The organism is Haloarcula sp. CBA1122 (genome assembly GCF_009741785.1).
Classification (GTDB): Archaea; Halobacteriota; Halobacteria; order Halobacteriales; family Haloarculaceae; genus Haloarcula; species Haloarcula hispanica.
The window spans coordinates 22,128-36,443 of the sequence record NZ_WPCB01000026.1; the positions used below are offsets into that span (position 1 = coordinate 22,128).

13 protein-coding genes are annotated in these 14,316 nt (G+C 65.8%); 4 read left to right on the forward strand and 9 right to left on the reverse strand.

Annotated features, from left to right (window positions below; genetic code table 11):
• Nucleotides 1-16 precede the first annotated feature (16 nt).
• The 3 genes from GJ630_RS11650 to GJ630_RS11660 form a co-directional block, all read right to left on the reverse strand.
• On the reverse strand, nt 17-736 hold the full coding sequence (locus tag GJ630_RS11650) for an aspartate/glutamate racemase family protein (RefSeq protein WP_252718795.1): 720 nt from the start codon (nt 734-736) through the stop codon (nt 17-19).
• Between the two features lie 104 nt (nt 737-840).
• Nucleotides 841-2,031, reverse strand: coding sequence for an enhanced intracellular survival protein Eis (gene eis, locus GJ630_RS11655; protein ID WP_191449929.1), 1,191 nt, complete (start codon nt 2,029-2,031; stop codon nt 841-843).
• A 79-nt stretch (nt 2,032-2,110) separates the two neighbouring features.
• Complete coding sequence (locus GJ630_RS11660) at nt 2,111-3,175, reverse strand: Brp/Blh family beta-carotene 15,15'-dioxygenase (protein WP_191449930.1); 1,065 nt, start codon at nt 3,173-3,175, stop codon at nt 2,111-2,113.
• A 149-nt stretch (nt 3,176-3,324) separates the two neighbouring features.
• Here GJ630_RS11660 and GJ630_RS11665 point away from each other — a divergent pair, with 149 nt between their 5' ends.
• Both GJ630_RS11665 and hpt read left to right on the forward strand, forming a co-directional pair.
• A complete protein-coding gene (locus GJ630_RS11665; RefSeq protein WP_191449931.1) occupies nt 3,325-4,848 on the forward strand; it encodes an NAD(P)/FAD-dependent oxidoreductase in 1,524 nt (507 codons plus the stop codon).
• 118 nt (nt 4,849-4,966) lie between these two features.
• The gene (gene hpt, locus GJ630_RS11670; RefSeq protein ID WP_064288836.1) at nt 4,967-5,515 is read left to right on the forward strand and encodes a hypoxanthine/guanine phosphoribosyltransferase; all 549 of its coding nucleotides are present in this window, start codon (nt 4,967-4,969) and stop codon (nt 5,513-5,515) included.
• A 19-nt stretch (nt 5,516-5,534) separates the two neighbouring features.
• Here the strand turns inward: hpt and GJ630_RS11675 are convergent, their stop codons facing one another.
• Entirely contained in the window at nt 5,535-5,837 is a 303-nt protein-coding gene (locus GJ630_RS11675; protein ID WP_191449932.1) for a hypothetical protein, read from the reverse strand.
• Between the two features lie 117 nt (nt 5,838-5,954).
• On the opposite strand from GJ630_RS11675, the gene GJ630_RS11680 reads away from it, so the two are divergent.
• Nucleotides 5,955-6,374: a disulfide bond formation protein B gene (locus GJ630_RS11680; protein WP_014041109.1), complete on the forward strand. Its 420-nt coding sequence runs from the start codon at nt 5,955-5,957 to the stop codon at nt 6,372-6,374.
• A 62-nt stretch (nt 6,375-6,436) separates the two neighbouring features.
• Entirely contained in the window at nt 6,437-7,468 is a 1,032-nt protein-coding gene (locus GJ630_RS11685) for an aldo/keto reductase (RefSeq protein WP_064288833.1), read from the forward strand.
• Between the two features lie 109 nt (nt 7,469-7,577).
• On the opposite strand, the gene GJ630_RS11690 is transcribed toward GJ630_RS11685, so the two are convergent.
• From GJ630_RS11690 to GJ630_RS11710, 5 genes are all read right to left on the reverse strand, one after another.
• A complete protein-coding gene (locus GJ630_RS11690) occupies nt 7,578-8,891 on the reverse strand; it encodes an MFS transporter (RefSeq protein WP_064288832.1) in 1,314 nt (437 codons plus the stop codon).
• Between the two features lie 119 nt (nt 8,892-9,010).
• Nucleotides 9,011-9,844 carry an endonuclease III gene (nth, locus tag GJ630_RS11695; protein ID WP_191449933.1) on the reverse strand — a complete coding sequence of 278 codons (834 nt, stop codon included), beginning with the start codon at nt 9,842-9,844 and terminating at the stop codon, nt 9,011-9,013.
• A 567-nt stretch (nt 9,845-10,411) separates the two neighbouring features.
• Nucleotides 10,412-12,880, reverse strand: coding sequence for a DUF5059 domain-containing protein (locus GJ630_RS11700; protein WP_191449934.1), 2,469 nt, complete (start codon nt 12,878-12,880; stop codon nt 10,412-10,414).
• A gap of 79 nt (nt 12,881-12,959) precedes the next feature.
• Nucleotides 12,960-13,736, reverse strand: a complete 777-nt coding sequence (locus GJ630_RS11705) for an S-adenosyl-l-methionine hydroxide adenosyltransferase family protein (RefSeq protein WP_191449935.1) — start codon at nt 13,734-13,736, stop codon at nt 12,960-12,962.
• Entirely contained in the window at nt 13,736-14,302 is a 567-nt protein-coding gene (locus tag GJ630_RS11710; protein WP_014041115.1) for a nicotinamide-nucleotide adenylyltransferase, read from the reverse strand. The genes GJ630_RS11705 and GJ630_RS11710 overlap by 1 nt, the downstream gene beginning before the upstream one ends.
• Between the last annotated feature and the right edge of the window lie 14 nt (nt 14,303-14,316).

A 14,316-nucleotide genomic window follows, 5' to 3' on the forward strand; every position in this document is an offset into this window, starting at 1 on the left:
CCCGTCTACAAGGGAATCAGTCCACGACGGCCGCCAGGCTTCGGTCAACGGCTCGCTCGACGTGCAGCGCCGTCGTGTCGAACAGCGGCGTGTCGGGGCAGTCCGACTGTTCGACGAGGAGTTCGATTTCGGTACAGCCGAGGACAATCCCTTGTGCCCCCGCCTCCACCAGCCCGTTGATGACGTCGAGATACCGCGCTCGTGAGTCGGGGCGCACCTCGCCGGCGGTCAGCTCATCGAAAATAATCAGGTCGACATCCTCACGGGCGCTCGGGTCGGGGACGACCGTCTCGATGCCGTGTGACGCGAACCGGTCGTGGTAGAACGCCCCCGACATCACGGCGTCCGTCCCCAGGACGCCGACGGTCTCGATGCCCGCAGCACGGATTGCCTCCGCCGCCACGTCGACGATGTGGAGGAACGGCACCGAGAGTGCCTCGACCAGTTGGGGCGCGACCCGGTGCATCGTGTTCGTCGCCATCACTACGAAGTCGGCTCCGGCGGCCTCCAGGTCCAGCGCCGCATCGACGAGGATTGACGCGACGCTGTCCCAGGCCTGGTCACGGATACACTGCTCGATGGCGGCGAAGTTGACGCTCCGGATGACGATATCGCCTGCACTGTGCCCGCCGAGTGCGTCGTTGATTCTGTGGTCGATACGCCGATAGTAGGTCCGCGTCGACTCGCTACTCATCCCGCCGAGGACGCCGATTGTCTGCATCTCGTCTAGTGGCATCGTGGTGACACTCAGTGGCCCCTTCCCAGCGAGTTCGCTTAGCGGTTCCGCCCCCAAGCTCGCCAGTGAGCGTCGACTGGGAGGAGCTGTCTTGGGGAACGCTCTCAGAAGAACTCGCCCAGATACACCGGCTCGGACTGGAACACGGTAGCGAGCGGGTCCCGAACCGAGTCGTCGCGTATCTCCAGGCCGGCCACTCGTTCGGCGGCGTCGACGCCATGGGTCCCGACGGCCAGTTGAGAGAGGGTCGCGATGTCGATGCTCACGTCGGCCGCCGAATCGCTGGCTGGACGCGGGTCGACTGTCGCAGTGCCGCCGCTCACTGACAGTTCGAACAGACCGTCATTGCGGTCGAGCAGCGGGTCGCTGACCGAGAGCGTGCAGTCGAGGCCCCCATCGGGCCAGTCGAGGCGTTCAAGATGAGATATGTCGGTCAGCCGCACCATCGGCCCGGGCTCGACGGTACAGTCGACCGCGCCAGGGTCGTCGACGCGATGGAGGAGGTCGGCGTCGGGTGGCAACTGGAGCGTGACGCGCTCTATCTGTGCGCCGTGGGTCCCGAGGAACGCGAACAGCTCGCGGCGGGCCTCCTCGTCGGCGGCCGCGAACTGTGTGGCCGAGAGCGTGCGGTCGGCATCGTCCGCGACGGTGTACACGACGTACCCACGGAGGTCACCGTTGCGTTCGTAACCGTAGCAGTACGGGACGCCGTCGTCGTCCCAGTCGGCGAGCGTCCGCTCGCGCCACCACGCTTCTGAGCGGCGGAGCGAGAGCGCCGTCCCGGCGGCTGAAGCGGACTCAACCTGACGGAGCCGCTCCCAGTCGTCGGCGTCGAGGCGGACCATTTGTCCGGCGGTGTCGTGGTCTGGAAGTGCCGACGGCGGCAGGTCGAAGCGGCGATATGTGTTCGCCGTGCTCCAGCCCAGGCGGCGGTAGAACGGCGTCGAGAACGGCCAGAGGGTGACGAACCCGACATCGGCCTCGCGGTACTCGTGTAAGGCGTGCCGGCAGAGGTCGGCGGCGTATCCTTTTCGGCGGTGTTCGGGCGGTGTCGCAACCGCGCCGAGGCCGCCGACCGTCGCCGCTTCGCCGCGAACGGTTGTATCGAGATAGTAGAGCTTGCAGACCGCACGAAGGCCGTCACCGTCGTAGAGGCCTCGCTGATCGAACAGCGACGGCGGCCAGTCGCTATCGGGGTCCGGCGTCACCGGGCCCGTTTCGGGCGCAAACGCGTACTGGAGCATCCGCTGACAGGCTTCGCGGTCAGTCGTCGGGACGGGGCGCAACTCGGACATACCGACGCAGGCGTTCGCCAGCTACAGAAACCTAGTCATCTGTGGACTGACGCCGTGGCTGTCTCCGAATACTGCGCCGTCACGGCACGTACCAGATACCCCGGTCACGGTCGAGGACCGACCCGACGATGATGTGCGGGAGCGCGACGATACTGATGAACACGCTCCAAAACGCCACCGCGCCGGGGAGCAGGTCGCTCGCCCCCAGTGGGTTCGGGAACGCCCAGTAGACGGCGGCGAGGACGCCGAAGGTGGCCAGCGCCCCGACGACGAGGACGACCCAGGCGCGCAGTGCGACGGTCGAGGCGTCCGCGCCGCCGAGCAGGTCCCAGCGCTCGTCGCCGACCGGCTCTTGTTCCACGGATGCCGTCCGCGCCACCTGTCGGGCGGAGTACCAGAACGGGAAGTACAGACCGACGGCGACGAGGACCGGAACGAACGCGAAGTATACCGCAAGCAGCAGCGACTCTCCGGCATCGACAAGCCAGGAGCGGCCGCCGCCGCGCACGTAGCCAAGCAGGATATGCGCCGTCAGTGCGAGCCCGTAGCTCGACCCGATGACGAGCCGGGTCGTGTCGAACAAGCCTGCATACGACGAGAGCGCCCCAGGTTCGACGAGCCCGACCATCAGCGCACTGAACGCGTGGAACGTCTCCGGCCAGAACACGATGGGGACGAGCATCACCGCGCCGCCGCGGACGGCCGCCGCCAGCCCGCGCTGGAACCGGGTCTTGAGGTGCTCGGTGCCGCTCGTGGCTTCCAGCACCTGCAGGCCGCCGAGCCCGCCCTTCGCCATGGCGACGGTCAGCGCCAGCGCGAGGCCGGCGACTGGCGCCACGAGGAACAGGCCGACGAATCCGCCGATGGCCGCCAGATACACCGCGACGTACCGCCAGCGAAACGAGGGGCGACGGCGGCGGAGGTTCTCGAAGTGCTCGTACCCGCCGTGGGGGAGATTGAGCGCGACCATCCCGACGAGATACACCACCATCTGGGCCCGGAGCGGGACCCTGACGCCGACGGTGCCGAGGAGGCCGAAGGTGGCGGCGAGCACCAGCAGGCTCGCCCGCGAGAGCCAGAGCGACGGATGGCGGTCGGTGTCCCGATGCCGCTGCCAGACGGACCCCAGGCCGGTCGTGGGCATATCGTGGCCCTAGGGAAATACTCACAATAAACGAGACAAGCGATTCCAGCGAACTGGGAACGGCCCAGTGGATTAATTATGACAGTGTCTGTTGTGAGGTCTTGAGAATCCAGACAACCCTTTTTCAGTCATAGTCGCTAGCGGCTGCTATGCGTGATGGCCTCCCTCGCGACCGGACGGTGACCGTCGTCGGCGGCGGCTTCGGCGGCCTCTCGGCCGCGTGCTATCTGGCCGACGCCGGGGCCGACGTGCGACTGGTCGAACGCCACGACCGCCTCGGCGGGCACGCGGGCGTCCTCGAACGCGACGGCTTCCGGTTCGACACCGGTCCGTCGTGGTATCTGATGCCCGACGTGTTCGAGCGCTTCTTCGGCCACTTCGACCGCGAGCCCGCGGACTACTACGAACTGGAGCGACTGGACCCCCAGTACCGGGTGTTCTGGAAGGACGGCGATCGCGTGACGATGCGGCCGAACCGCGAGAACGCCCGCGAGGTGTTCGAGTCCTACGAGGAGGGGGCCGGCGATGCGCTAGCCGAGTACCTCGACCGGGCCGAACAGAACTACGAACTGGCGATGAACCGGGTCGTCTACGAGGGCCGCGAGCGGTTGCGGGACTACGTCGACACCGACCTCCTCCCGCTCGCGCCGCGGGCGCGGCTGTTCGGCTCGATGGACGACTACGTGGGCCGCTACATCGACCACCCGAAGCTCCGGCAGCTGCTCGAATACACGCTGGTGTTTCTCGGCGGCGCGCCACACAACACCCCGGCGCTGTACAGCATCATGAGCCACGTCGACCTGAACATGAACGTGTTCTACCCGGAGGGCGGCATCGCCGGCGTCGTCGACAGCCTCGGGTCGCTGGCTCGCGAACTCGGCGTCGACGTCCAGACCGGGACCGAGGTCCAGCACATCGCCGGCGAGGCGGGGGCGTTCGAACTGACCACCAAGGACGGCGTCGTCGGCTCCGACATCGTCGTCAGCAACGCCAACCCCGCATACACCGAGCAGAATCTGCTCGACCCCGCCGTTCGCGACCACGACCCGGACCACTGGGACGACCAGACCTACGCGCCATCCGCGTTCATGCTGTATCTCGGCATCGAGGGCGACGTGGGTCCGCTGGCGCATCACTCGCTGGTGCTGCCGACAGACTGGGACGACCACTTCGAGCAGATATTCGACCGTCCGGCGTGGCCCGACGACCCCGCCTACTATCTCTCGGTCACGTCGAAGACCGACGAGACGGTCGCCCCTGACGGTCACCACGCCGTCGTCGTCCTCGTCCCCATCGCACCGGGGCTCAACGACGGCCCCGAGATTCGACAGGAGTACCGGGAGTTCGTGCTGGACGACCTCGCGGAACAGACCGGCGTGGACCTCCGTGACCGCATCGTCGTCGAGGAGTCGGCCTGCGTGAGCGAGTTCGCCGAGCGCTTCGGCGACCCCCAGGGGACGGCGCTCGGGCTGGCCCACACGCTGTTCCAGACCGGGCCGCTTCGCCCCGGCCACCGCGCCGGCCTCGAGGGGCTCTACTACACCGGGGCCTACACGACCCCCGGTATCGGGATGCCGATGTGTCTTATCAGCGGCGAGCACACCGCCCGGGACATCATTGAGGACAGCCCCTTCGAGACGAAACAGGACCGTTCGGCCTCGACGGCGGACTGACGCCGTCGCTTTCGGTTCGTCGTTTGTGTGGACCGTCCGAGTCACAACATGATACTGTAACGCACAGACCGCAGCCCAGCCTCGAACGGTTTATTGTCCCGCTTCAGGTAACGGGGGCATGGAGAAGCTCCGCGAGTCGCTGCACGAGGCCCCGATAATCGACAAGGATGGATACTCCTACCTGGTCCACCCACTCAGCAACGGCGTTCCGATGCTGGAGCCGGAACTCCTCCGCGAGGTCGTCGTCGGTGTGACGCGGGCGGCCGACCTCGACGTGGACAAGATAGTCGCGCCGGAGGCGATGGGTATCCACATCGCGACCGCGCTCTCGCTCCAGACGGACATTCCGCTTGTTGTCATCCGCAAGCGCTCCTACGGCCTCGACGACGAGGTCCCGCTGCACAAGACCACCGGCTACTCCGAATCGGAGATGTTCATCAACGACATCGAGGCGGGCGACGACCTGCTCATCGTCGACGACTTGCTCTCGACCGGCGGCACGATGGCCTCCATCTGCGAGGCGCTCGATGACATCGGGGCAGATATCTCTGACATCGTCGTCGTCTTCCGCAAACAGGGCGAGTCGGCGCTCGACGACACCGACTACGAAGTGACCAGCCTGCTCGACATCTCGGTCGACCAGGACGGCGTGACTATCCACGACTGAGAGGGCCTGCTGTCCCTGTTTACATCTGCTCGACAGCGGCGGCCATGTGCTCCCGGGCTTCCTCGGGCGTCATCCCACGAACGCCACAGGCACAGGAGAGCAGCTCGGGGTCGGTCAGGTCGTCGACCTCCTCGGCGCTGGCCCGGTCAAGTACGTCCTCGTCGGCGTCGTAGTCGAACGTCACCCGATATGTGACCTGTGCCACGCCCTCTATCTGGTGGGACTCGTCGGGGTCGGGGTTTGCGATGGCCTCAGCGTGCTCTTCCTGCATCGCGGACTTCCACTGTTCGAGGTTCGCCTCGGGGTCCGAATCGTCGGGCATACGCTGGCTGTCGGCGGCAGGCCTGAAAAAGCGAGCGCTGGCGCTCCGGTCAAGCGGGAGCCGAGAAAGAGGGCGACTCTCGGAACGCTTTTTCCGCCAGCAAACGCTGGCTTCCCTGTGGGCGATTCTCGATCCGATTCCGACCGAGCCCGGTTCCTGTTGGCCGCGGCGACTACCGTCGCCACCGTTGCGACGGCCGGCAGCCTCTATCTCTCGCTGGGCCTCGGGCTGACCCCCTGTCGGCTCTGCTGGTATCAGCGAATCCTCATGTATCCGCTGGTGGTCGTCCTCGGCGTCGCCGCCGTCGAGAACCGGCCCGGTGTCGTCCGGACGGCGCTGCCGCTGGCGGTGCCGGGGGCCGCCATCGCGGCCTACCACTCCTGGCTGCAGGTAAGCCAGACCACTTGCGGTCTCGGGGCGGTTAGCTGTGCCCAGATACAGTACCGGGTGTTCGGCCTGACCGTGCCGAACCTCTCGCTGACGGCGTTTCTCCTAGTGACCGGGCTGGTCGTCGCGGCGTCCGTGAAGCGGTCGTAGAGTACCGGTCAGCCTTCGCCGCGACCAAACCCCTTTTTCGGGTAGCCCCGCGTGGCTCCGGTATGGAATACACCAGACTCGGTTCGACCGGAACGACGGTTTCACAGCTGTGTTTCGGCACCTGGCGCTTCGGCCGGGAGACCGGCGGCGTCGTCGAAACCGACCGCGAGGAGGCCCACGAACTGCTGGACGCGGCGTGGGAGCGGGGCATCAACTTCATCGACACCGCCAACGTCTACGGCAACCCCAACGGGACCAGCGAGGAATACATCGGCGAGTGGCTCGACGACTACGACCGTGAGGACTTTGTCATCGCCTCGAAGGTGTACTTCCCCTTCGACGGTCGCGGCGAGCCCGGCCCCAACGACTCTGGTCTCGGCCGCAAGCACATCCGCGCACAGATCGAGGGGACGCTGGACCGCCTCGACACGGACTATCTCGACCTCTACTACATCCACCGCTGGGACGAGCACAGCGACATCGAGGAGACGCTGTCGACGCTCGACGACCTCGTCCGCGCGGGCAAGGTCCACCACCTCGGCGCGTCGACGATGGCCGCCTGGCAACTGACCAAGGCCCTCTGGAAGAGCGACGTCGAGGACTACGAACGCTTCGAGGTGACACAGCCGCTCTTCCACGCCGGCTACCGCGATGACGTGAAAGACTACCTCGATGTGTGTGCCGATCAGGACATCGCTGTCTGTCCGTACTCGCCGCTGGCCGGCGGCTTCCTCACGGGCAAGTACGAGCGCACGGACGACGACGACCCGACGGCCTTCGAGGGACCGGCGGGCGCTCGCGGCTCGCTGTCCGACCGCTTCGAGGACTTCTACCTCTCGGAGCGCGGCTGGCACGTCCTCGACGAACTCCGCGCCGTCGCGGACGAACTCGACGCCACCCCCGCCCAGGTCGCGCTCCGCTGGCTCATCGAACAGCCGGATATCACCTGCGTCCCCATCGTCGGGGCCCGCACCATCGACCAGCTCGACGAGAACGTCGGCGCGGCCGACATCTCGCTGTCCGACGACCAGTTCAACCGGATTGTGAGTGCCCGCTACGCCGAGGACGGCGAGCGCTGGGGCCACCGGGCGTAATCTACAAACTGACCGAACCGCGTTGTAGTCGGGATAGTCCGCTGTCGTTCGGAGGAGACTGCGATATACTCCTGACCCGGTCGGAACGCCCGGCCGACTGCCGACGGCTCTATGATGCCGATTTGCTGGCCCTGTCACCGGACGCAGTCACTGCCTCAGGCGCAATCGCCCCGAACAGCCAGACTGCGCCGCCAGCGACGAGAAACAGGCCGCCAAGCGCCGCAACTGCTGTGGTCGCCGTGGTTGCATCCGCCGCCACCCCAGCAGCAAGTGCCAGCGGCGTCCGGAGAGCCATATACGACATCGAGACCGCTGAGAGCAACGTCGCCCGCCCGACCGCCTCGACATGGTCGTTAATATACCCGTTTGCGATGGGCTGGACCAGCGGCTTCGCGGTTCGGACTGTCGCGAACGTCGGTAGTGCCACCAGCGCAATCCACAGCGGTACCACGAGCGCGACAGCCGTCAGGGCTGGCACGACGATCACGGCTTTGCGGACGCCGAGACGGGCCTCAATTGCGCCGGCGTAGTAGCCGCCAGCGGACGAGACTGCTGTCAGGGCGGCGTACAGCACACCCAGTCCGAGCGCGAGCGCCGCGCCGGCCTCACCTGCTCGCGCCGCCGCGATCGGACCACCAGCAGGGACCTCTACGCCGAGAGTGGCGACGTACGGCCCCAGCGTCTCGACCGCCATCGGCTGGACGTAGGTGTGAGAAACGCTCAACACGGCATAGAACAGTCCGATGTACAGTATCAGTGCTCGGAGCGGCGGTCGAGCCAGATGCGTGCGGATGACGGCGACGGTTTCCAGCGGATCGAGACGGTCGCCGGAGTCAGAGTCACCACCCCGGTCTGCGTACTGCCGGTTCTTCGGCAATGAAAGCAGTGCGACGGACCCGAGGCTATTGAAACCGACCGCAGCAACGAACGGATAGATCGGGTCCAGCCCGTACAGCAGGCCACCGACAACCATTGAGACTGCCGCAGTCCAGTTCTGCATCGCGTCACCCCGGCCGCGGATATGGCTGAACTGCCCGCTATCGAGTCGTTCAGAGAGTGTATCGTACAGCCACGCATCCATACTCCCCGAGCGTAACGTCAGCGCCAGCGCCCACAGTGCATAGAGGAAGCCGTACCAGAGAAACCCCGAAGCGAGAACGAAGCCTGCGAGTGAGGTAACGGTGAACAGCACGCTGAGAAGGAGGCTCGCACGCCGCCCGAGCCTGTCACCGACGTAGCCTGTTGGTATCTCGCCGACGACTGACAGCGCCGAACAGACCGCTGAGAGGACACCGACCTGTGTGAACGTCAGTGTTCGCAGGAGAAACAAGGTGAAAATGGGAGTTATGAATCCGACCGAAATCGTGGCACGGTACAGGTAGTACCGGCGCACTAACCCACGGTCGGATACCGGTCCGAACATACGGACGTTGTCACTTTCGGGGGACTAAAGCACTTCCTGAAACGTGATTCAGTACGATTTTTGACAGGAGAGTGCAGATATCAGCACCCAACGATAGTATTGCAGGGTACTGTGAAGCGTTAGACCGTTTCCGATGGGTCGGTGACCTCGTCAGCGGCCGGATACACGCCGACCTGGTCGCAGTGGCCCGCCAGCGGGCAGGCGTCGGGGTCGTCCAAACAGGCCGGCTTCCGGGCGCTACAGTACTCCCGGCCGAACTGGATCATCGCGGTATGTCCGAAGCCGCATTTCTCCCCAGGGACGTCGCGTTCCAGATACTCGCGGACAGCCTCGTGGTCGGCATCGGGTGGGGCCAGCCCCATCCGGCGGGCGATGCGGTGGACGTGTGTATCGACGGGGAACACACCGCCGCGACCGCCCGCGAACAGCAGGACGCAGTCGGCGGTCTTCGGGCCGACGCCGTTCATGTCGAGCAGCGTTGACCGCACCTTCTCGGGGTCGCTGTCGCGGACGAACTCGTCGAACCCGGCCTCACCGCCGTACTCCTCGCAGATACGCTGAGCGAGGGCGATGATGCGCTCGGACTTCTGGTTGTAGAGCCCGGCTGAGGAGATGGTCTCGGCGAGTTCGGGCTGGTCGGCGTCGGCCAGCGCGCGGGCGAGGTCAGCATCGGTGCCGCCACCGCTCGCAGCCCCGCCGCCGCTCCCGTACCGCGCCATCAATTCGTCGTGGGCCGGCTGGCTCGCCTTGTCGGAGGTGTTCTGGCTGAGAATCGTCCGGACCAGGCACTCGAAGGCGTCCCGGCCGCCGTAGGTCTTCGTCCAGTACATTTCGCCGAGGCGGTCCACGATAGCTTCGGCCCGCGTCCCAGCCGTTTCCGGGTCGAACGTGGCTGACTGGCCGCCGCCAGCGGTCCCGCCGCTGATGTTCTCCGCTGGTTCCTCGTCGCTCATATCCAGTGCCAGGGCCGGCGGACTCAAAACGCCTACCCCGAACCGTTCGCATGACGGCGGCATCGCTTCTTCGCCGTCGCTATCGTCGTCAATGGTATGATGAACGGGAGTGATTGGCGGCGGGACCTATCCGGGCTGAGCGTCATCACAAAAGTGCTGATACAGACGATGTGAGATGGGTTCTCGTACTCTCCAGACACCATCCGCTGGGAGGACCGATAGTTCCGGTGTGGTCCACAGCAAAGGACCTGAAATGGGGCGTCCTTGGGGCGAGACGCCCACGGGACAGACACGAAAAACTCGTGGCGCGCGGCGACGGGCTATGCCCACGGTGGTCGTCGCCGCGAAAGATGGTCGAGACTGACAGGTCAATACCCGGTCACGTCCTGACTCTCACCTCCTGTAGGGCGGCGTTTGCGCGGACGACAGGGACGGCAGTACCCGACTCGCTACGGCGACAGATATCCCGTCTCGATGTGGCCTGTTCGTCCGGCATACAATTGTTTAGGCTACCCTAAAATACAAAAAGCCATCGGTTTCTAGGCGTGCCAAAAAGTAGAGCGTCGATTACTCCTCGACGATGACGGTGCCAACCATCCCCGCGGCTTCGTGCGGAATACAGACGTAGCCGTGCTCGCCAGCCGTCTCGAACGTGTGAACGTAACTCTGGCCGGACTGCACTGCCCCTTCCCCGTTCTCCCATCCCTCGCGTGCGGCCGACTCGCTCTCGAATCCGCCGGAGGCCCAGTAGGTCGCGTCCGACGGGATTTCGTCCTCCACAGCAGTGACGGAGTGCGGTTCGCCGCCGACGTGTTCCCAGGCGACTTTATCGCCGACGCTGACAGTGAGTTCTTCCGGCGCATACGCCACTGCTTCCATGTCGACGACGTGGTCGGCGTCGTCGGGAACGCCCTCGACGACGTTCGGGCCGCCGGACAGCGACGTCTCGGTCTCCTCGGACTCCTCGCTACCGTGGCCTCCGGACCCGCTCGGGGCGCTGTCGACAGCGCCGACGACAGCGAACTGCCCGGTTCGTGTGGCATCCGCCATCCGTGTCGGGTTGCCGTCGCCGTTCGTCAGCCCTTGCGAGTAGTCGCTCAACGCAGCCTCGAAGTGCTCGTAGGCGTCGTGGTCCGCTTCCTCCAGCATCTCGTGAACCCGTGCTTCCTCGAAGGTCGCGAAGACGTCCTGTACGATGGCTGTCGCGGCCTCCCCGTTGCCGCCGGCGCTCCCGACGATGGCATACGCCGCCGCGATGGCCTCGTCGTTGAACGCTGTCGCCGCGCTGGTGACATCCCCACCGTCCTGAGCGGCGGCACGAACGTCGGAAAGCGTCGATTCGAAGCTCTCGTAGATTTCCTCGTCGGCTTCTTCCAGCGCCTCGTGGAAGCCCGCCGCGCCGCTCTCGAAGTGGGCGAAGGTATCCTGGATGACGGTCGCCGCGCGGTCGGTTTCCGACAGCGCCGCGAGGCCGGCCGCGTCGAAGGCCCGCCCGATCATGTAGTCCGCCTCCGCTCCGCTGGCGACAGCCGTCGACAGGGCCGCTTCGAAGTCAAGCAAGGCCTGCTGGACCCCGTCGTGATGGGTCGCCACGGCTTCGCTGTCGTCGTTCTCGTAGGCCGACTGGAGTGCCACGAGGTGTTCCTCTTCGAAGCGATGGTAGAGGTCCTCGCTCTCGTGCTCCATCGTCTCGTGGAAGCCGAGTTCGTTCTCCTCGAAGCGGGCGAACACGTCTGAGACGATAGTCGCCGCGCTGTCGGCGTCGCCGAGGCGATACAGTTCGCGAGCGTCCGCAATGCGCGCACGGAAGAAGGCGGACTCCAGCGCCGCCCGGGCGTCCTCGCCGCCGACCAGCGCTTCGATACCAGTCACGAGGTTCGTATCGACCGTTTCGACGGCGCTGTCGATGCCGTCCGCGCTCCCGTTCTCGATGGCACTGGAAAGGTCCTCCAGTCCGCCCTCGAAGGCTTCGTAGGCCTCGCCGTCGGCCTCCTCCAGCGCGTCGTGCGCGTTCGCTCCCTCGAAGTGAGCGAAGACGTTCTCGACGGCCGTCGACGCTGCATCGGCCGCGTCGTTGGCGGCGAGCCAGTCCGCATCGGCAATCCGGGCACGGTAGCTGTTCAGCGTGACCGTGTGCGCGTACGCCTGCCCGGGACCGCCGGCGGACGCGAGTGCGGCCGCGTCCCAGCCGCGGGCCTGCATCGTCGCGAGGTGACCTGCACCAGCGACCGCCTCTTGCTGGACCAGCGCATACGCACCTGTGACAGTCGCATCGAGCGCGGCGCGGGCCTGTTCGGTGACACCGCTCGCGTCTTCACTGCCCGCGGCGGAACCGATGCCAGCCAGTGCGTTCTCGAAGGCTTCGTAGGACTCCGCGTCCGCAGTCTCTATTTTGCTGTACACCAGCGCGTCCTCGAACGCGGTCATCGTCTCCTCCGCGATGGTAGCGGCCGCTTCGAAAGCGCCCAGCGTCCCGGCCATGGCGGCATTGCTCGCCCGACTACCCAGCACGAGCAGGTCCAGCACTCTGGTGGCCTGCTGTCCGGCAGCGGCCTGCTGCGCTGTCTGGAGGTGGCCCGACGCTTTGTCTGCGGCCGAGGCGGCTCCGGACACGTCGCCCTCGGACAGCGACGACTGGACGGACCCGAGCGCGTCCTCGAACCCCTCGTATGCCGACTCGGACGTGGCTTCTAGCTGTTCGTGGGCTCCGTACTCGCCCGACGCCCCCTCGAAGCGGGCGAAAACGCTCTGGGCGACAGTCGCCCCGGCACCGGGTGCGCCGGCCCGGCCCAGCGCGACGGCGTCGTACAGCCGCGCCCGGTAGACGTTCCACTCAGTCGCGACAGCGGTCATCGGCCCGACCGAGACGCCGCTTTCGTCCCCCTCGTCGGTTTCCGCACCCGTTACCTGTTCTGTCGCTGCTTCGGTATCAGCTGACGCCGTGTTCGGTTCGGACGACCCCTGGCTTGGACAGCCAGCAAGGAGTCCCGTCGCAGCGATCCCCACCGTCTTCAGCAAGTCGCGTCTCTGTGGCATACAGTCGATTAGGCAGGCCTAAAAGACTTAACAGCACCGATTTTTCGGCGAGCCTAAAACCCTTCGTAGTTACACGTCATCACAGTGATACGGAAACTGTGTCGCCGGTACTGACACCGAACGCTTCGTCGCCGCGGCCGCGGTTGACGGCGAGTTCGACGTTCCCATGGCTGCCAACAGTGACGAGTCGCTGGCCCTGGTCGACGGCGGCGTAGGCCCGTCGGACTGGAGCCTCAACGCCGTCGACCGAGACCACCCCGCCGAACCGCTCCGCAAGTACCGCACCGGGTATGTTCGTCACGGCGTTCCCGAAGTCATCGACGACGAGTACCTCGCCGGTCGCTCCGTCACCTTCGACTGCGGCTGCCGGGAACCGAAGGTCGACGTAGTCGTCGGTCGGCTCAATTTCGGGCCGTGTTTCAATGGTATCGACGCCGGTGTCGTGGACGGCCGCTGCGGCGGGCGCGAACACGTCCCGCCCGTGGAAGGTCGTGCTCGCGGGGTCGTCGTACGCCCAGGTGAACACTTCGAACGTGTCCGCTGCGTCGTTCTCGTTTTCAGCCAGTTCGCGAGCGACCGGTAAGAGAACGCCGTTGTCCGGGCCCACGAGTGCGTGCTCGCCCGCGCGAATCACAAGCGCATCTCTGTCGGTCCCAACGCCCGGGTCGACGACGACACAGTGGACTGCCGGCGGGAAGTACGGGAGCGTCTGCGTGAGCCAGAACGCCGCCGCCCGAACGTCCTGCCGCGGAAAGTCGTGGGCGATATCCTCGATACGCGCGTCCGTCGCCCGACAGATGACGCCCTTCATCGCCGCCGGATACGGTGATCCGAAATCAGAGCTGAGCGTAATCATCAGTCGTCGAGGTCATCGATGGATTCGGTGACGGACTCGCCGCTGGCGGTGTATCGTTCGAGCGAGTCACTGTCTGAGACGTGCTGGAGTCGCTTGATGCCGTGGATCTCCTCAATGACTTCCACAACAGATGCCGGGACCCGGTCACGCCAGGACTCGTCGTCGATCATCCGCTGGCGGATCTCGCTGCCCTCCAGTCGGTCGCGGTCGAACATCGGCGACTGGCGGACCTCGATACCGGCCTCCTCGAACAAGCGGACGACAAGCGGATTGTTCGAGTACGCCACGTCGAAGTCCGGGCACATACTCTCGACGTGGCTCACCCAGACGGCGTTGCGGTTGATGTCCTCAAGGGGGACGACATAAGTCGTCAGGTCGTACTCCGCGACGGCCTTCGTGATCATCATGATTCGCTCGCCGGCCGTGAAGGGGTCGTGAGTGGTGTGTGAATCGTCGGCGCTTCCGATGCCCAGGACGAGTTCGTCCACCTCATCGGCGATACGTTCGACCATCGAGTGATGGCCGTTGTGGTAGGGCTGGAAGCGACCGATGTAGAACCCACGCATATTCCCCAGTGGGT